Source organism: Candidatus Desulfofervidus auxilii (assembly GCF_001577525.1).
Lineage (GTDB): Bacteria > Desulfobacterota > Desulfofervidia > Desulfofervidales > Desulfofervidaceae > Desulfofervidus > Desulfofervidus auxilii.
Genome location: NZ_CP013015.1, coordinates 365858 through 383429, shown reverse-complemented (window position 1 = coordinate 383429; position 17572 = coordinate 365858). Strand labels below are relative to the sequence as shown.

At 31.8% G+C, this 17572-nt stretch carries 19 protein-coding genes; all 19 read right to left on the bottom strand.

Translation table 11 applies throughout. The features are described from left to right. Window positions 1-18 precede the first annotated feature (18 nt). On the bottom strand, window positions 19-447 hold the full coding sequence (locus tag HS1_RS01975; RefSeq protein ID WP_066060492.1) for a type II toxin-antitoxin system VapC family toxin: 429 nt from the start codon (window positions 445-447) through the stop codon (window positions 19-21). After that, window positions 444-710: a type II toxin-antitoxin system Phd/YefM family antitoxin gene (locus tag HS1_RS01970; protein ID WP_066060491.1), complete on the bottom strand. Its 267-nt coding sequence runs from the start codon at window positions 708-710 to the stop codon at window positions 444-446. The genes HS1_RS01975 and HS1_RS01970 overlap by 4 nt, the downstream gene beginning before the upstream one ends. Before the next feature lie 214 nt (window positions 711-924). Continuing rightward, window positions 925-1908, bottom strand: coding sequence for a polysaccharide deacetylase family protein (locus HS1_RS01965; protein WP_066060490.1), 984 nt, complete (start codon window positions 1906-1908; stop codon window positions 925-927). Next, window positions 1898-3121 carry a glycosyltransferase family 4 protein gene (locus tag HS1_RS01960; RefSeq protein WP_066060489.1) on the bottom strand — a complete coding sequence of 408 codons (1224 nt, stop codon included), beginning with the start codon at window positions 3119-3121 and terminating at the stop codon, window positions 1898-1900. Before HS1_RS01960 ends, HS1_RS01965 begins: the two co-directional genes overlap by 11 nt. After that, window positions 3118-4140 carry a hypothetical protein gene (locus tag HS1_RS01955; RefSeq protein WP_156469348.1) on the bottom strand — a complete coding sequence of 341 codons (1023 nt, stop codon included), beginning with the start codon at window positions 4138-4140 and terminating at the stop codon, window positions 3118-3120. Before HS1_RS01955 ends, HS1_RS01960 begins: the two co-directional genes overlap by 4 nt. Window positions 4141-4144: 4 nt before the next feature. Next, on the bottom strand, window positions 4145-5341 hold the full coding sequence (locus HS1_RS01950) for a DUF362 domain-containing protein (protein ID WP_066060487.1): 1197 nt from the start codon (window positions 5339-5341) through the stop codon (window positions 4145-4147). Between the two features lie 43 nt (window positions 5342-5384). After that, entirely contained in the window at window positions 5385-6128 is a 744-nt protein-coding gene (gene larB / locus HS1_RS01945) for a nickel pincer cofactor biosynthesis protein LarB (RefSeq protein ID WP_066060486.1), read from the bottom strand. Further along, window positions 6100-6924, bottom strand: a complete 825-nt coding sequence (gene larE, locus HS1_RS01940) for an ATP-dependent sacrificial sulfur transferase LarE (RefSeq protein ID WP_066060485.1) — start codon at window positions 6922-6924, stop codon at window positions 6100-6102. The genes larB and larE overlap by 29 nt, the downstream gene beginning before the upstream one ends. Next, window positions 6917-8119, bottom strand: coding sequence for a nickel pincer cofactor biosynthesis protein LarC (gene larC, locus HS1_RS01935; RefSeq protein ID WP_156469347.1), 1203 nt, complete (start codon window positions 8117-8119; stop codon window positions 6917-6919). The genes larE and larC overlap by 8 nt, the downstream gene beginning before the upstream one ends. Window positions 8120-8414: 295 nt before the next feature. Beyond that, window positions 8415-9242 carry a hypothetical protein gene (locus tag HS1_RS01930; protein WP_066060483.1) on the bottom strand — a complete coding sequence of 276 codons (828 nt, stop codon included), beginning with the start codon at window positions 9240-9242 and terminating at the stop codon, window positions 8415-8417. 244 nt (window positions 9243-9486) lie between these two features. Next, a complete protein-coding gene (locus HS1_RS01925; protein ID WP_066060482.1) occupies window positions 9487-9744 on the bottom strand; it encodes a four helix bundle protein in 258 nt (85 codons plus the stop codon). Next, window positions 9717-10709 carry a 7-cyano-7-deazaguanine synthase gene (locus HS1_RS01920; protein WP_066060481.1) on the bottom strand — a complete coding sequence of 331 codons (993 nt, stop codon included), beginning with the start codon at window positions 10707-10709 and terminating at the stop codon, window positions 9717-9719. The genes HS1_RS01925 and HS1_RS01920 overlap by 28 nt, the downstream gene beginning before the upstream one ends. Next, the gene (locus HS1_RS01915; protein ID WP_066060480.1) at window positions 10709-12241 is read right to left on the bottom strand and encodes a class I adenylate-forming enzyme family protein; all 1533 of its coding nucleotides are present in this window, start codon (window positions 12239-12241) and stop codon (window positions 10709-10711) included. Before HS1_RS01915 ends, HS1_RS01920 begins: the two co-directional genes overlap by 1 nt. A gap of 4 nt (window positions 12242-12245) precedes the next feature. Beyond that, on the bottom strand, window positions 12246-12509 hold the full coding sequence (locus HS1_RS01910) for an acyl carrier protein (RefSeq protein WP_066060479.1): 264 nt from the start codon (window positions 12507-12509) through the stop codon (window positions 12246-12248). Continuing rightward, window positions 12499-14493, bottom strand: a complete 1995-nt coding sequence (gene asnB, locus HS1_RS01905) for an asparagine synthase (glutamine-hydrolyzing) (protein ID WP_066060478.1) — start codon at window positions 14491-14493, stop codon at window positions 12499-12501. The genes HS1_RS01910 and asnB overlap by 11 nt, the downstream gene beginning before the upstream one ends. A 357-nt stretch (window positions 14494-14850) precedes the next feature. Further along, window positions 14851-15981, bottom strand: coding sequence for a glycosyltransferase family 4 protein (locus HS1_RS01900; RefSeq protein ID WP_066060477.1), 1131 nt, complete (start codon window positions 15979-15981; stop codon window positions 14851-14853). Between the two features lie 243 nt (window positions 15982-16224). Beyond that, window positions 16225-16623 (bottom strand): VanZ family protein, encoded by a 399-nt coding sequence (locus HS1_RS01895; RefSeq protein WP_066060476.1) that lies wholly within the window; start codon window positions 16621-16623, stop codon window positions 16225-16227. 91 nt (window positions 16624-16714) lie between these two features. Then, window positions 16715-17266 carry a Uma2 family endonuclease gene (locus HS1_RS01890; protein ID WP_066060475.1) on the bottom strand — a complete coding sequence of 184 codons (552 nt, stop codon included), beginning with the start codon at window positions 17264-17266 and terminating at the stop codon, window positions 16715-16717. A gap of 104 nt (window positions 17267-17370) precedes the next feature. Continuing rightward, window positions 17371-17547, bottom strand: coding sequence for a hypothetical protein (locus tag HS1_RS12975; protein WP_156469346.1), 177 nt, complete (start codon window positions 17545-17547; stop codon window positions 17371-17373). Window positions 17548-17572 lie beyond the last annotated feature (25 nt).

Below are 17572 nucleotides of genomic sequence, written 5' to 3'. Positions count from 1 at the left end.
GCTTTCCTTTTAAATTTTTTAAGTGTCTCCAAGCCATTTTACCCACTTGAGGTCTTTTTTAACGGCATTGTATAACCTTTTGTCGCCTGTAATCATAGCTATACCTTCTCTCTCTGCCACAGCTAAGTAGCTAGCGTCATATACAGAGCGATTATAAATTTTACAGTAGTATAGTACCCTAGGGTAAAGCTGTGAGAGGTCTTTCAATTTAATGTTTAAGTCCATAAATCCATCTATAGCTAAAAGAATTTTCTCTTCTTTAATTCTTCCTCTTTTTTGAGCGATTATTAGACCATTAACCACTTCATACTCTAATAATGATGGAGCAAGAAAATCTAATTCATTTGATATATATTTACTCAATAAATTTAACGCCTTTTCGCCATACTCTTCATCTGTAAGATACCATTTGAGGACAACACTTGCATCTATAACCAATCGTTTCAAAATTCTTTCTCCAATTCTTTTCTAGATTGTTCAAAAATATCATCAGCCAAGATGCCTGTTTTTAATAAGATTTCCCTTGCTTCCATAATTTTTCTATAGCCCTCTATTCGTTTAGAATATTCATATTTCTCATAAGGAATGATTACTGCTACAGGCCTACCCCTCTTTGTCACAATTATTTCTTTCTTCCTTTCAAAGGCATCTTCCATTAAACGGCTAAAATTTTTTTTCCCTTCAGCAATACTAACAGTTGTGATTTTCATATGACCTCCTAATTGGCCATTATTTATGACTAATTATATAGACATGAGTGGTTTTTGTCAATTGGGACGTTAGAACGTTTGAACGTTAGAATTAGGAACTGGGAAATGGGAATTGGGAATTTCTGTTTTCCTTTTCCCATTTCCTATTTTCTATTTTCCTTTTTCCATTTCCTCTTTTCCTTCTTTATGCACGTTAGCACGTTTGGACGTTTGTTTAATAGCTGTTTTCGGTGAGGGCAAGGGCAAGGTTTCGGACAAAATAGGGTAGGGGCTCATTGCCCGCAGGGACTCTTTTTAGTAAAAATAAGTCAGATTTTTGGCTTACATGTCCAAAATCGGCGGTTACAGCATATTGATAACCTGCTTTTATGACTAGTTCTTTTATTTTTTGGTTATAATGTTCTTTTTTGCCAAAAGGATAACAAAATCCTGTGACAGGTTTTTTTAATTCCTGTTCAATTTTTTGTTTTGAGACTCTTAATTCCTCTTCTATTTCTTTGTCTGAAAGGGTAGTCAGATTATAATGATTTATGGTGTGGGAGCCAAAATCTATGCCATTTTTGGCCATTTCTTTTATTTGTGACCAAGAAAGAATAGAATTATTTTTTTCAAGTTTAATATAATTTAATTCAGAGCGAAGTTTTTTAATTATTTTAGCAATTTTTCTATTATTAAGTCTAGCTAAGTATTTTTCTGTTTCTATTTCAAAATTTTTATGATGGAATACTTTTTGGGGGAATAAATGTGTCAATGTATTAAAATTTTCTCTAAACCATTTGTTAGAAAAATTGTTTATAATTTCTCGGAATTCATCCCACCAAAAGGTTTTTCTTGTATCAATATATCCTGTAACTAAAAAAATTGTAGCCAGAATTTGATATTTATCTAAAATAGGATAGGCATGATGATAAATGCTTTCATAGCCATCATCAAAAGTAATGGCAATGGATTTAGGGGGGAAAGGCTTCTTTTTAATTAAACAATCTATTAATTTATTTAATGAAATAGGTTGCATATGTTCTTTGATAAATTGCATTTGTTTTTTGAAGCCATTTTTCCATGATGAATCTATGTTATGATATAATAAAATAATAGCTGCATTATTCCCATGTTTTTCTAGGATTTGATGATAATAATTTGTTTTAAACAAAAACGGAACTATTGTTTTTCTGGCTAGAGATTTTAATTTATTTTTCATTTGCAAGAGTTAGAATAATTTCTTCAAGAGGTTTTATATTTTTTTTAATATTAAATATATCCTTAGCTCTTTTATAAGCATTTTTGCCTAAGGTATTTGCTAAGGTTTTGTCTTTAATTAATTTTAAGATAGCCTGTGCTAATGCCTGTATATTTCCTGGAGGAACAATAATTCCCGTTACTTCATTTACAACTGCTTCTACCAAGCCTTCGTTATCTGAAACTATAGTTGGTTTTCCCATTGCCATGGCTTCAAGATTTGCGATGCCCATGGCTTCTCTCCAGGTTGTTGGACAATGGATAAAAATGTCTGTAATAGCTAGGATTTTAGCAATATCTGAGCACCAACCAGTAAAAATTACATTTTTTTGCAGATTTAATTCATTTACTTTATTTTTTACTTTTTTAACAAATGTTTTATTTAAAAAATCATCACCCACAATTAAAAGGCAAAAGTTAGGTGTTTCTTTTTTAACTAAAGAAAGTGCCTCAAGTAGCTCAAGATGACCTTTGCCAGGAGAAATTCTGGAAATAGAAGTAAGGACAGTGATTTCTTTTGGTATACCTAATTCTTTTTTAATAACATCAATATTTTTTTGACTTTTAGAAAATGCATCAATATCTACACCTTCATAAATAAGGGTAATTTTTTTTGGAGGTAATCCATTTGAAAGATAATCACGCATAGTAGCCTTTGAACTTGCAATAAATTTATCTACAAATATAGCCAAAATTTTGCTTATCTTTCCTCCTCCACCAATTCCTGCTTTGCGACAAATGCAAGGAGTACGAGTAAAAATAGAGGCTAAAAGGCCGGGGATATGGAAATGAATATCATTGTTAAAAACAATGACTTTAATATCTTTGTTTTTTATATATTTAGCGATACTTAAAGCCATGGGGATATCGTACTTTGTTAAGTCTATAAAAAATGATGTATAATTATTAAATTTACAGATTAAAGGATGTTTTTGTTTTTTTTGTCTACCCCAAAAGTCTCTTCTTTTTGTAACGTCATAATTTAGAGAGATAGGTTTAAATCCATAAGTAAAAAATTTCTTTATATCAGGCCCATAAGCACGATAATAAAACAGGATATGAGGATTAAATTTTTCTTTATTTAAGGCTTTAAGTGTATATAACAAAAACATCGTAGAACCACCATAACCAAATCCAGGTTCAATAAAGAGAACATTTATTTTATTTGATTTCATATATCTTTATCACCAGCTACAAGGTACCAATCATATATTGATTTAAGTAAAACAGCGTTTTCTTTATAGTAAATGACAATGTTTAAATCTTCAGGGCGTTTAAAGAATAAATGTTTTTTAAGATAATGAATGACAGGACAATCTTCTAATAGCATGAATGAGATAGAATTTATATCCTTTTTCTTTTTAATTTGAATAGTAAAGGATCTTAAAAGTGTCTCATAAAAATCCTGAGAAAGTATGTCAAATATATGAACAGTTTTATTCTCTGTAGAATAAACAATATAACCTTGAAGTTTTTTTTCTTTATCACAAACTACAAATATTTTATAAGACTTATATGGATCAGATATATAGCGCCAATTTAAATAAGAAGCTGTTCTTTCGCCAATGATTTGATTATTTTTTGGGATGTTTTGCCATAAATGATCAAATCTCTCATCAAAATATTCTAAAAATTCCGAAAAAATATCTGTAGGTTTTAACACATTAGGAAGGTTAATAGTAAGGTCAAGTAATGGAGAAAGTATTTTTGCAATAAGTGGGTGAGTACGCTCGGTTAATTTTTCATATGTATGAATAAGTTTTACCATTCTGACTGTCTTTCCTAATACTTTAAAACCCACTTTTAAATGGACTGGTTCTGCAAGTTTATTGGGGAAACCATAGATAAATTTAAACTTTCCTTTATTACATTCAGAAATTATAGCACGTTGAAGCATTAAAGCAGGGCCTAAAGAGCGGTGAGGTTTATCTATAACAAAATCAGCAGCTATGGCAGCCATTGCTGGTTTGTCATTGATAAACATTCGTCTTGGTATAAGAGAGGCAGCACCAATAAAATTGTTTGATTTATTATGTTTTAAAAGAAAACAAGTTGGAGGGCCATAAGGATTTTCTTCATACATCCAGTTAAATCGCTTTTCAGGTTGAATTAAGTGTGGATAATTTCTTTTCCATAAATTTATTAAGTCAGATTTGTTTTTTATAAGATCAGCTTTGACAATTGTATAGGACATGATATTAAATAGAAATTTTAATTAATTTTATAGATTTAAATTCTTCTTCAGATTCTACTCTTTCATGGATTCCAAGCCCAAATTTCATAGCATCGTATAAATAATGATCTGAGCCAATAGGAAGTCCATGAAATTTTCTTTCTTTTATAAGATAAAAATACATTACAGATTCCAGTGCTACTGGGTCTTTGGAAACTAGTAAACAATTAGGAGTCTCACCCATGGGAAAGGTTTTCCATTTCCTCTTTACTTCTGTTTTATGTTCTGCAGTTTTATAGTCATAAGAGCCAAATAGAAAATCAGCTACTACAAGCCTTGTCTTATTTTTAATATGAGGATTACGATTGAGGTCTACGATGGATTTATGCAATACCTTTCCATGAAGATATACAGGATATAAAGACAGATTACTAAATCTTACAGTGCCAAAATGATTCTTTAAAGGGCCTGTAACTACAAGAAATTGATGGTATTTAACTATAGGTAAGTTTATTAAATGTTGGCACTCAGTAAGGAGTTTAGGTATATAACAAGTGATAAAATTTCCTTCTGAATCTGTTATTTTCTCTCTCATCTCAATAGGTCCTGACATATCCGGTGCAGCAAGTCCTATTTTTAGTTTAATCTTTATTCTATCTAAAATTGAATGACTTGGTTTTTCAATAAAATTTACATTGTAAGGGATGTATTTTCTAATTATGTTATAAGGAATAGGCCTACAAAGGTCATAGATATAAATATCTTTTTCTGGAACACCTATATATTGTGTAAGACCTTTAATTACTGTGTTTATAACTTGAGGAGCAGTCATAATTTCTTGACAAACTCTGGCATAAGGTTTATCAGCACAATTAAAATTGGGTTTTAAAGCTATTTTGTCTCCTGGTTTGTATTTACTCATAACATTTTTCCAAGCCAAATAAACTTCTTTTTCGCCTGTAAGGGCGAGAAGGGCTTTATCTAACATTTTATTAATTTCTTCTTGATTAATGTATTCAATATAATAACCTGTTTTATAATCCCAAGATGTAGCATTGGGATTATGGACACAGATAACATATGATTTTTCGTCTATCTCACTGTATATAGATTTATCAAGTTCTGGAAAGGCAAATATTTTATTTTTTTTATTAAAAGGAAAATAAAGTATTGCTCCTGCTAATGTTAAGATTTTAAGAAAGAGTCTACGGGTGAAGTTCATGGGATTTTATGTTAATACGTTAGAACGTTAACACGTTAGAACGTTATTTATTTAACATATGGGCGATGTAAGCGGCGCCAAAGCCATTGTCAATATTTACTACACAAACGCCTGGGGCACAGCTATTTAGCATCGTTAATAGGGCTGAAAGGCCTTTAAAATTCGCTCCATAACCTACACTGGTTGGGACGGCAATAATGGGCTTTCCAAATATACCACCGATTATGCTTGGAAGTACTCCATCCATGCCTGCTACTACAATAAGGACTTTGCTTTTTTCAATAATTTTTTTATAGGAAAGAATGCGGTGTAATCCAGCTACCCCTACATCATATATAAAGATACACTTACTTCCTAAAAAATTTAGAATTTCTTTGGCTTCCTCAGCTACATATATATCGCTACTGCCGGCAGTGATTATCGGAATTTTTTTCTGCTTATTGCTTTTAGGCTTGTTTTTATAAAGAAGAAAAACTTTAGCTAATTCGTTATAATAACCTTCATTAAAGATTTTTAAAAGTTTTTTGGCCTTTGTTTTTGGAAGCTTGGTTATGCAAATATTTTTTTCTTTTTGTTTTAAAGAATTTATTATTTTAATAAGCATTTCAATGGTTTTATCTTTGCCATATATAATTTCTCCAATACCAGTCCTAAGTTCTCTATGGAAATCGAATTTTATGTGTCCAAAGTCCTCATAAGGAAGATATTTAAGATGGTCTATTGCCTTTTCAATAGAAATGGTGCCTTGTTCAAGGTCTTTAAATAATTGTAAGAGTTTTTGTTTCATAATCTAGACCAATGGGTCTATAACCATTTTTGTCAATAGTGATATGTTTAAAACCAATTTTTTTCAAAACAAGTTCAATTTCTTTTTTTATGTTTATTAAATAAGGAATTTGCCACGGAAAAACCTGAATCTTTACCTGATTACCATCAGTCCTTACTCTTACACCCATAAATCCTTTTTTTATCAGATAGTTTTCAGCCTTATCTATTTTTGATAACAATGATTTATCTAATTTTATACCTGTTTTTACTCTTGTTGCTAGACAAGAATTAGGAGGTAGAATGAATTTTTTAATCCCCAATTTTTCATAAAGGTGAAAAATGTCTTGTTTAGTAAGACCTATTTCGCAAAAAGGAGATTTGATATTAAGCTCATTTAGGGCCTTTATACCAGGACGGTTGTCTAAGATTAAATCAGTTTTATTTGTTCCATCACAAATGATTTCAAATCCTGGATTGAATACAGTTTTTTTAAGCTGTTGAAAACATATCTTTTTACAAAGATAACATCGGTTTGTTGAGTTAGCTATAAGATTGGGAAAATGAAGCAAGGAAATGTTTATTGAAAGAAATGGAATTCTAAGGAATTGTGCCCTTTTTATGGTTTTTGCTTTTAAATAGCTAGGGAAAAAATCGTGGTTTATAAAAATAAGTAAGATTTTGTCTGGAATTAATACCTGTTTAGCTATATAGGATAGTAAAAAACTATCTGTACCACCTGAGAAGGCAATAGCTATTTTTTTATATTCTTTGAGAAGGTTTTTAAGATTATCGTATTTAAAATTTATTTCACTCATAAAATACTTTTAGGTAACTAGATATATCTTGCAGTAGTTTTTTAAAAGGGATATTTTTTTCTGTAGCAATGCGTTTGCAATCTTCAAATTCTGGTTTGATATTGATAGCTTTATTTTTAAAATAAGCTATTTTGCATCTTATTTTTCCATAAGGGGTGTCAATTTCTTTAATTTCTCTTTTCAAAATAATTCTCTTAATAGGACTTATTCTAATACCAAGGGTGCCTGTTTGTTGGAAGATGAAGTTTAAAAGGTCATAATAATTTTCTTTTATAAAAATTTTAAAATAAAATCCAGGTCTTTCTTTTTTCATCTGGACAGGGATTATCATGTAGTCCAAAACGGGAAAGGATTCTAATTTTTCTTTTATATAGCCAACTACTTCTGGTGTGATATCGTCTAGTTGGAATTCTAATCCATGTATTTCTTCTTCAATGCCGTAGCTTGCTGAATTTTCGTGAATGATGCCTGTAAAAACTCTAAGATAATTAGCACGATTTTTAAAGCTTTTTGTTCCAAAGCCATGGCCTATTTTTTCTATACAAAAATGTGGAAAAATAGTATCTATTTGTTGAGCATTTACTGCCTTTAATATAGCAGCTCCGGTAGGGGTAATAAGCTCTCCTTCAATATTTGTAGGTTTCCATTTATAACCTTTTAATATTTCTACTACCGCTGGTGCAGGAAGGGGAAGTATACCATGTTGGGTTTCAACAGTACCTTTAAAGAAAGGTAAAGGTGAAACAAAGAAATTAGTGAGATTCCATTCATGAATAATTGTAGCAAAGGAAATAATATCAACAATAGTGTCTATAGCACCAACTTCATGAAAATGTACGTCGTTTAAAGGTAAATTATGAATTTTTGCTTCTGCCTTGGCTAAGACTTCAAGAATTTTTAAAGCTATATTTTGGATGTTTTTCTCTAGTTTAGAGTTTTTTATTAAAGAAGCAATGTCTTTATAATTATGCCAATGATTTTGAGAGTTTGTATCTATAGATATTCTTGTTCCTGAAATACCCTTGTCAACTACTTTAGTAGCATGTAGTTTTACATTGTTCAAATTTAATTTACTTAAGGTTTCATTTATTTTATCAACAGGAAAGCCTGCATCAATAAATGCGGCAATTGCCATATCACCACTAATGCCATTAAAAAGGTCAAAATAGCAGAATTTGTTATTTAACGTTAACACGTTTGAACGTTGGAACGATGAGACGTGCTTAGTCCATAGTGCGTGGTGCTTAGTCCTTAGTCCCTAGTCCTTAGTCTCTAGTCCATAGTGCTTGGTGCTTAGTGCTTAGTGCTTAGTTTCTAGTCAATTCTAGTCTTCTTTTTGATTGAGGCATTACAAAGTTGCAAGTTAACACGTTGGAACGTTGAAAATGGGAACTGGGAAATGGGAATTTGGAATTTCTATTTTCCATTTCCTATTTTCCTTTTCCCTTTTCCTCTTTTCCTTCTTTATGCACATTGGCACGTTGGAACGTTTATTGAGATAAGTTGGCTAAAAGAATAAGGAGTTGTTCAGCTACTATTTTGCGTCCTAATTCATTTAAGTGTCCACCGTCATGAGTATAAGCTGGAACTAAAGAGTAATAAGTCTTCCCTTCCTTTGTAAAAAAACATCTTGTTTTATCAGGAAAAGTAGATTCAGTTAAAGCTAAATCAAATATTGGTTCTTTATTTTTATACTCATTTCTTAACATTTCATTAAATTGATTTCTTTTAATATTGTCAGCATATCCTCCGATTGGTCTGCCGATAATTTTTTTGATCCATACTTTAAAACCTGTCTGCACAATTGTGAGTGGGACTGTTATATGGATAAATGTTGTTTTGGGATACTTTTCTTTTAAATGTTTCATTGTGTTCTTGTAGTAAGTAAAAATTTGATTGATATCTGTGTTTCTAGTAATGTCCACATAACAAAATTTAAAGAAGGCAAAGTCTGCTTTATTCCCTATGCCTTGTTCCATAAATTTTGCAAAAGCGTCAATTTTGGATATGGGATTCATGTTTTTTCCGATAGGAGAATGAGCAAAAATCGGTGTTGTAAACATCTTGGGATCGTTAGTTTTAACTATATTTAATTTTATTTTTGAATTTTCCTTCATAATGTCTTTAATTCCATCAATAATATTGTTGCCAACAGATTGATGGCCAAAATATATTTTTTTGTGAGAAAGTAATTGCCAAGCGGTTTCTGGTGGATTTTTTGATGAAAAGCCCATTTTTTCAGACCCTGCATTTATTCTTGCAAAGGTGATTATAATACTGATACAAAAGACAATCACACATAATAAAAATTTTGTCATTTTGGACCTCCATTAGTAAGTTTGAATGTTTGCACGTTGACACGTTTGAACGTTGGAACGTTTGAACGTTAGCACGTGTGCAATTCATCCAGAAAACCGTAACCGATGGAAATGATAAAAGTCCCAAAATTTGCATCCACAACAAGGCAAGGATGCCAAATTCAGGAATGTGTAGAAGATAACTCAAAAATGTCTATCATATAGAGTTTAGCGTATAGCGTTTAGCGGCTACTGCATGTATTTACTATTTAGACAACCGGTTGATATATGTTTTAAGAAGTTTTATGACTTCTTGATTTATATAACAAATTTTTTCAAATTCATTATAACTACAAAAACCTAAGTCTTTACTTAAAGAAAGTTGAGTTTCTAATTCCGCTGCCGAACCTAAAGCAATTCTTAAAAATTGGATATATTCTCTTGAACCTCTCATATATCCTTCAGCTATATTTGAAGGTATGGAAATCACTGCATTTACAGTCCAAGTCTTTTTTTTACCCATTTAATTATTTCTAAGTTTTCTGGCTGATTAAGGCGTTTTAAACCTTCTTCTCTGCTCATTATACCAGTCCTTACAAGACCTGCAATTTCAAGGGCATAGGGGTGAAAGTGAAATTGTTCTTTGTGCAATTTATTAGCAAAGGCATTAAGCAAACAGTTAGTAGAATTTGGGTCAGTATCATCAGGCCTTTCCCAACCAAATTGTTTGATTTTTTCCAAAATGGCCTCTTCATTATATTCAAGAAAAGCAAGTGGATGTGTTAGATAAGGAAAAAGTTCTGGTTTTTTAAAGTGATGGCTTTCCAAAAAATAAGGTTTAATTTCATCTTTAACTATTTTTCTTAATGCATCTTCAATCACTTTTTGAGTGGACTTTATAAGTAAAGGATTTGTTTTTAATACTGAGGAAAGCAAAGGTGCTTGTCCAGGTGACCAGCCAAAGGCAACAAAAGGAATATGTTTTTCAATGGCGGTTTTTAAAGAAAGGGATTTAACAAAAGCAATACATGAGGTGCAAATACTACTTGCTCGTTCCAAGGCCTTTTTAGAATAAAGTGTTTTTTTGGCTGAAGCAACAAATATCTTTTTTAAAAGTTCAAAACGGGGCTTAATAATAATATGATCTATGTCTAAAACCTCAGTAACTTTTTTCATATTTTTTAATGCCTTTGGTGAGATAAAACCATTGTCAAAGGTAAGGGCCAAGAGTCGTAAATTAAATTGCTCTTTTAAAATATAAAGAGTATAAGTGCTATCTTTACCACCACTATATGCAACAAGGCAATCAATTGGTTGTTTGCCCTTGTGTTCTTTTACAATTGTCTTAAAACGATTTAAATATTTTTGCTTTTCTTCCTGCCAGTTTTTCTTAGATTTAAATTCTAGACAGTAATTGCATATACCATCTTCATTAAAACGAATGTTTGGAAATGTTTCTGGTAATACACAATTTTTGCAGATTTTCATTATTCTAACCCTGTTTTTTTAATCTTTCCGGTAGAAGTCTTAGGAAGAGAAGAACGAAATTCAACATATTTGGGAACCATAAAATATTCTAAATGCTTGGTACAATGTTTTATAACATCCTTTTCAGTAAGTTTTATACTATCTTTTGTCACAATGAAGGCCTTTATTACTTGTCCCAAAAGTTGATCAGGCACACCGATAACCGCTGCTTCTTTTACACCTTTAAGTTCATAAAGGACATTTTCTATCTCTTTTGGGCTAATTCTTTCGCCGCGACTCTTAATCATATCGTCTTTACGACCAACAAAATATAAATAGCCATCTTCATCTATCTTAAAGAGATCACCTGTATAAAGCACCTTTTCACCAGGATATGGGGATGGTCTTAAAACCTTTTCTGTAGCTTCAGGGTCTCCCCAATAGCCACGCATGAGATTTGAGCCTCTTACTACCAACTCTCCTACTTCTCCTGGTCTTACTTTTTCTCCTTTTTCATTAACAATATAGACTTCGGTATTAGGCATAGGTATGCCTACAGAAGTTGGCTTTTTTTCTAAGTCCTTTGGAGGAAGGTAAGATACCCTTTTACACTCTGTTAGACCATACATAGAATAAATTTTTGCATTAGGAAAAAGTTTTTGAAGCTTTGGGATAAAGGCAGGGGGTAGGGCAGCAGCGGTGTTAGTTACATAACGGACAAAATCAAAATTATATTTTTGAATATTTTCAAGGCTAAGTAAAAAGGCAAAGATAGTAGGGACACCCGGAAAACCTGTTATTTTTTCTTTTAACATAAGTTCAATAACAGGGTATGGATAAGAAAATGGTCTATCCAGGACTACCCTTGCCCCGATTTTAAATGCCATAAGCACTTGATAAAGACCATAATCAAAAGAAAGAGGCAAAACATCAAGGATGATGTCAGATTCAACATTTTCTAGGTATTGGATAATAGAAGTAGCAGCAGAGACCATGCCGTGGTGAGTAAACATCACACCTTTAGGCTCACCAGTAGAGCCAGAAGTGTAAATAATTGTAGCAAGGTCTTGGTCAATACATTTAGAGGAGGGTTGTGTTTTGGGATAAGAAGTAATATCTTCCCAGAAAATGATTGTTTTGTTTTTTAATTCTATTTCTTTTTTATCACCTGCTAAAATAATAGATTTAAGATGTGGTAAAGCGTTAATTATTTCTAAAAGTGCAGACAATTTAGTTGTGTGGGTGACTAGGCAACTTGCTTGACAATTGTTTAAAATATATTGTAATTTTCTTGGCTTAATTAAAGGATTTAAAACAGAAAATATTGCACCAGCCTTTAAAATACCAAAAAGAGAAATAACTACTTCAGGTGAGTTTTCTATGTATATAGCTACTCTATCACCACGTTTTATGCCTAGCTCTATTAAAGTATGAGCAAGCTGGTTTGAGGTTTTGTTTATCTCTGCATAGGTAAAACGCTTGTCTTTAAATACTAAACAGACCTTTTCAGGTAACCTTTGAGCACTATTTTCAAGAAAATGATTTACCAACATTTAATTAACCTCTTAATTCAGGTTTCTTATGCTGAATGTAATTGACAATAAATGCGATTGAATCTAGATTTTCAGGCACAAGCTCTTCATCCTGTACTTTAATGTCAAAAGTTTCTTCTAGAAAGGATACAAGTTCAAGGATACCTACGGAGTCAATAATTCCTTTTTCTAAGAGAGAATCATTAGAAGAGAGATTACCGTCATCTTCGCCCATGAGAAAGTTGTCCCTAATAAAATCTCTTATTTTTTGCTCAATGTTATTCTTCATGGCCAAACACCCTCATGGTCTTTTTATCCTTTATCGGAAAGTTTATCTTTGGAAAGTTCTTAATAAATAAATAATCAACTAATTGTGTAGAAAGAATGCCTACCAAAGCCATATTTTCCCTTTCACTAAGTATACCATTTTGTTTATAATACTTTTCTATGAGTTTTTGAGCAATTTTTGCATTAAAATAACCATTTTTTTCAATACTTTCTGTTGATAAAAGTTCTTTTACATAATCTTGTGGTCTTTCATTTATAAAACATTGACTTATCGGAGCACGATAAGGCTGTTTTGGTCTTTTTTTTACTATCTCTGGTATAAGATTAGAAAATGTTTCTTTTAATATATATTTTTCGTTTAATCCATTTAACTTTAAAAAAGTTGGCAAATAGGCAGCAAATTCTACCACCCTATGGTCTAAAAAAGGAAAGCGTCCTTCAACTGAATGTGCCATAGCCATGCGGTCTCCTTGCGAGGAGAGCAGATATGTAGATAAAAAGATAGAAATTTCAAGATATTGTGCCTTAGATAAATGATGCCATTTATTGAACTCGTGAGGTAATGTGCTTAAAACTTCATTTATGGGATTATATCCATTTATAATAGATTTAATTTGGGGTGAGAAATAATGCCATAAATTAGCAGTATTTTCCCAGCGTAAGATATGCGAATAATATGGCAAATGTGTTTCGTTTAGATGTTTTTTAAAAAATGCCACTAAAAATGCCCAATTTTTATCACTATCTTTGAAAATATAGGGATAAATCTTTTTTAGTAACAGTGGACGTAACTTTGACTCAGGTTGTTTTGACCAGAAATAGCGTATTTTTGCTTCTTTAAAAATATTATAGCCAGCAAAAATCTCATCTGCACCCTCACCCGTAAGCACTACCTTAAAGTGGTTTTCTCTTACCAATCTTGAGAGTAAATATAAAGGGGCTGGAGCAGTACGAAGAATTGGCTTTTCTGTATGCCAGATGACTTTAGGAAATACCTTGCCAATGTCCTCATAAGTGCAATAAATAGACTGATGGTCTGTTTTTAATGCTTCAACTGCTTTTTTTTGATATGGTGTTTCATCAAATCTTTGGTCACTAAAACCAATAGAAAATGTTTTAAGTTTGTTGTTGAAATAATGTTTAATTAAAGAAGTAATAATAGTGGAGTCTAGCCCTCCACTTAAATAGGCACCGACAGGAACATCTGCTCTGAGTCTTATTTTTACCGCATCTAATAATAAATTATACAATTTTTCTTTTAAAGTCTTCACATTTAAAGAAGAAGTTTCTTGTATTTCTAGAAAAGAAAATTGCCAATAGCGCTCTATTTTAAGCTGATTTTTTTTATCAACAACTAAATAACATCCAGGAGGGATTTCAAAGATACCTTTAAATATTGTTTTTGGTATTATTGTTGTCCAGAAAGTAAATATTTGTGCTAATGCTTCTAAATCAATCTCTCTTGGAACTCGCTGTAAGGCAAAGATTGCCTTTATTTCTGAAGCAAAGATAAAGGTGTTATTTAAAAATGTATAAAATAGGGGACGAATTCCTAAACGGTCTCTAGCCAAAAGGAGCTTGTTTCTTTTTTTATCCCAGATAGCAAGAGCAAATTGTCCATTAAGATAACTAAAAAGATTTTCTCCTTTTTCTTCATAAAGATGCACAATTACTTCTGTATCTGTTTGAGTGTAAAAATGGTGTCCTTTTTTGATTAAATCATTTCTTAATTCAGGATAATTAAAAATTTCTCCGTTATAAACAATCCAGATACTTTTATCTTCATTGTGAATAGGTTGGTCTCCTCTTTCTAGATCAATAATGCTTAGTCTGGTATGTCCTAACCCAATATTTTTGTCTAAATAAATTCCAAAGGCATCTGGCCCCCGATGTTGTAAGAGATAAAGCATGTGTGAAAGAATATTTTGTTTTTCTTGAAAGGAATAAAGTGAATGAAAATTTAGTATGCCACAAATACCACACATGTTATTTGACGTTTACACGTTAGAACGTTAGAACGTTGGCACGTTTGAACGTTTACACGTTTGCACGTTAGAACGATGAGACGTGCTTAGTCCATAGTGCTTGGTGCTTAGTCCATAGTCCTTAGTCCCTAGTTCTTAGTCCTTAGTCCCTAGTGCTTGGTGCTTAGTCCATAGTCCTTAGTCCCTAGTTCTTAGTCCTTAGTCCCTAGTGCTTGGTGCTTAGTCTCTAGTCAATTCTAGTTTTCTTTTTGATTGAGGCATTATAAAGTTTGCAAGTTTACACGTTGGCACGTTGGAATTAGGAACTGGGAAATGGGAATTGGGAATTTCTATTTTCTGTTTTCCGTTTCCTATTTTCTATTTTCCTTTTCCCATTTCCTTCTTTTCCTTCTTTATGCGCGTTATTGTTTTGTAAAGTTGATAATATTTTTGGGCCATAATATCAGCATGGAATCCTGCTTGAATTTTTTGATAAGCATTTTTAGACAGCATTTTATAAAGAGATAAATCTTTAGCAAGCTTTAAACAAAAATAGGCAAATTGTTCAGGATTTCTTTCTTTAACGAGAAAGCCATCTTTGCCATCTGTAATGATTTCAGGTATGCCACCTACAGCAGGTGCTATTACTGGCTTACCACAAGCCATGGCTTCTAAAATAGTTAATGGGATGCCTTCATGCTTGGAGGTATTTAGTAAAATACTGAGAGAATGATAATAAGGGAATGGATCAGGTTTGGGTTTTAAAAATTTCACCACATCTGCTACATCCAATTCCTTAGCCCGTTTAAGAAGTTGTTTTTTTAAAGGACCATCACCAAGAATGCTTAATGTGATATGAGGATTTTCTTTTTTAATTACTGCAGCTACTTCTAGAAAAAGATTAAAATCTTTTATTGGGACCATGCGCCCTACTGCACCAATGTGAAATTTATTGGATATATTTGGTGTAGTTATCGCTTCACAATTTGTTTTTATACCATTGTGAATTACAAAAATTTTTTTGGCAAAAAATCTATACCTTTTAATCAATGCTTGTTTGATATCGTAAGATACAGCCACAATAATGTCAAAAAATTTTTTTAATAGATAATAATTAGCTAAAGTAATTACATTACTTTTTAAATTTTTGTGATGAGAAGGTTCTGGTAAACCATGGATTGTGGTAATCAAGCCCTTTGAGTGAAAAAAGCGGTTTAAAAGTAAAGCCAATAAGTTTTCTTTGTAGCGATGAGCATGGATAATATCAATCTTTCTGTGTCTTAAAAAATATAATGCTTTAGAGAATATTTTGGGAAATGAATATTTATTCTCAGGGATTACGTATGTTTCAATATTATTTTCTCTTAGTTTTTGAGTTAACGTGCCTTCGTTTAAAGAGATGGCTATTATATTTAAATCAGGATATGCTTTAAGTGAAGAAAGAAGATTATAGATAAGCACTTCTGCACCTGCCCAAAGGTCACCTGAAAATATGTGAAGAATGTTCATTTGGACGTTAGAAAGTTGGCACGTTAGAACGTTGGAACGTTTGCACGTTTACACGTTTGAACGTTAAAACGTTAACACGTTTACACGTTGGAATTAGGAACTGGGAATTGGGAATTTCTATTTTCTGTTTTCCGTTTCCTATTTTCTATTTTCTATTTTCCTTTTCCCATTTCCTCTTTTCCTTCTTTATGCATGTTAGAAAGTTTGCACGTTTACACGTTAGCACGTTAGAACGTTGGAACGTTAATTGTGTTTGTTGAGTTTACGTGTTAGAATGGGAATTCTGGTAAAGGAACTATAAACAGCAATACCTAAAAGAATACCTACAAAATCAAGTATTGAATCGCTTAAAGATGCATAACGTCCAGGAATGATTAATTGATATAATTCATTTAGAAATCCACAAGCGAGACAAATAATAAGGACATAAAGGGTTGCTCTTAAGAAAGAGCTTTTATTTTTATAGAATACCCACATCCACAAAAAGGCAAGGATGCCAAATTCAGGGATATGAAAAAGGTTTTGTAAACTAGGAGAAATATGGTAAGAAATTATAGAATCAACTGGGCTATTACCTGGTATAGATGATAATCCAAATATACACATCGTATAAAAAATAGGAATAAGGAGAGGCTTAGACATTGATAGAATTTTTTTAAGTAAGATTTCTGATAATAAAACGTTTGAACGTTAAAACGTTGGTACGTTTACACGTTAGAACGTAGAATTATAGCTAAAATATTTTTTCTAGGTTAAGTTCAAAACCTTTTAAAAACAGAGAATTAATTGTGCCTGTTTCTTTTTCTGTTTGGATAAGTCTAAATTGGCCACCTTCGTTTTGATAAATTTCAATGCTTTTTTCTTCTGGGTCTACAATCCAGTATTCTTTAACACCGTGTTTTTCATAAATTTTAAATTTTTTCTTTAAGTCATAATAAGCAGTAGAAGGGGAAAGGATTTCTATTATTAAATCAGGTGCGCCTTCTATTTTTGTTTCACCAATAATATTAAGTCTTTCTTTTGAAATAAAAATAATATCTGGTTGATAAGTTTCTGTTTCTTCAAAATAAACATCAATAGGCGCATCAAATACTTCACCTAGTTCATTTTTTTCTACATACTCTATTAGTAAGAACTCAATTTTTCTAGAAATTCTTTGGTGATAAGGTGTTGGTGCAGGGGTTATAATTAATTCTCCTCCAATGAGCTGATAGGGAGCACCTTCAGGGAGCTTAGCATAATCCTCATAAGTATATTTTTTCTTTTTTGGAACTGCTATTGCCATATTAATTTTTTGATAACATATATGGATTTATTAGTCAATGTTAGGACGTTAGCACGTTTACACGTTGACGCGTTTGCACGTTAGCACGTTAAAACGTTTGAACGTTATATTAATACACTGATTATTTCTTTTATTTCAAAAATACTTTTACACTCAATACCTTTATCACAAAAATAAAAGGCATCATCATAAGTATGCATGCCTTGTAAGCCGCTTCGACCAAATACTACATCACGTTGAACCGTGGCCTTTAAATCAAAACCATGTTTTGAAAGAAGCACTAGTAACTAGTGACTAGTGATTAGT

Bases quoted from the DNA above. Each gene is read 5' to 3' on its own strand.
- HS1_RS01970 (WP_066060491.1), bottom strand. From the start codon at position 710: ATGAAAATCACAACTGTTAGTATTGCTGAAGGGAAAAAAAATTTTAGC.
- HS1_RS01965 (WP_066060490.1), bottom strand. From the start codon at position 1,908: ATGAAAAATAAATTAAAATCTCTAGCCAGAAAAACAATAGTTCCGTTT.
- HS1_RS01960 (WP_066060489.1), bottom strand. From the start codon at position 3,121: ATGAAATCAAATAAAATAAATGTTCTCTTTATTGAACCTGGATTTGGT.
- HS1_RS01955 (WP_156469348.1), bottom strand. From the start codon at position 4,140: ATGTCCTATACAATTGTCAAAGCTGATCTTATAAAAAACAAATCTGAC.
- HS1_RS01950 (WP_066060487.1), bottom strand. From the start codon at position 5,341: ATGAACTTCACCCGTAGACTCTTTCTTAAAATCTTAACATTAGCAGGA.
- larB (WP_066060486.1), bottom strand. From the start codon at position 6,128: ATGAAACAAAAACTCTTACAATTATTTAAAGACCTTGAACAAGGCACC.
- larE (WP_066060485.1), bottom strand. From the start codon at position 6,924: ATGAGTGAAATAAATTTTAAATACGATAATCTTAAAAACCTTCTCAAA.
- HS1_RS01930 (WP_066060483.1), bottom strand. From the start codon at position 9,242: ATGACAAAATTTTTATTATGTGTGATTGTCTTTTGTATCAGTATTATA.
- HS1_RS01925 (WP_066060482.1), bottom strand. From the start codon at position 9,744: ATGGGTAAAAAAAAGACTTGGACTGTAAATGCAGTGATTTCCATACCT.
- HS1_RS01920 (WP_066060481.1), bottom strand. From the start codon at position 10,709: ATGAAAATCTGCAAAAATTGTGTATTACCAGAAACATTTCCAAACATT.
- HS1_RS01915 (WP_066060480.1), bottom strand. From the start codon at position 12,241: ATGTTGGTAAATCATTTTCTTGAAAATAGTGCTCAAAGGTTACCTGAA.
- HS1_RS01910 (WP_066060479.1), bottom strand. From the start codon at position 12,509: ATGAAGAATAACATTGAGCAAAAAATAAGAGATTTTATTAGGGACAAC.
- asnB (WP_066060478.1), bottom strand. From the start codon at position 14,493: ATGTGTGGTATTTGTGGCATACTAAATTTTCATTCACTTTATTCCTTT.
- HS1_RS01900 (WP_066060477.1), bottom strand. From the start codon at position 15,981: ATGAACATTCTTCACATATTTTCAGGTGACCTTTGGGCAGGTGCAGAA.
- HS1_RS01895 (WP_066060476.1), bottom strand. From the start codon at position 16,623: ATGTCTAAGCCTCTCCTTATTCCTATTTTTTATACGATGTGTATATTT.
- HS1_RS01890 (WP_066060475.1), bottom strand. From the start codon at position 17,266: ATGGCAATAGCAGTTCCAAAAAAGAAAAAATATACTTATGAGGATTAT.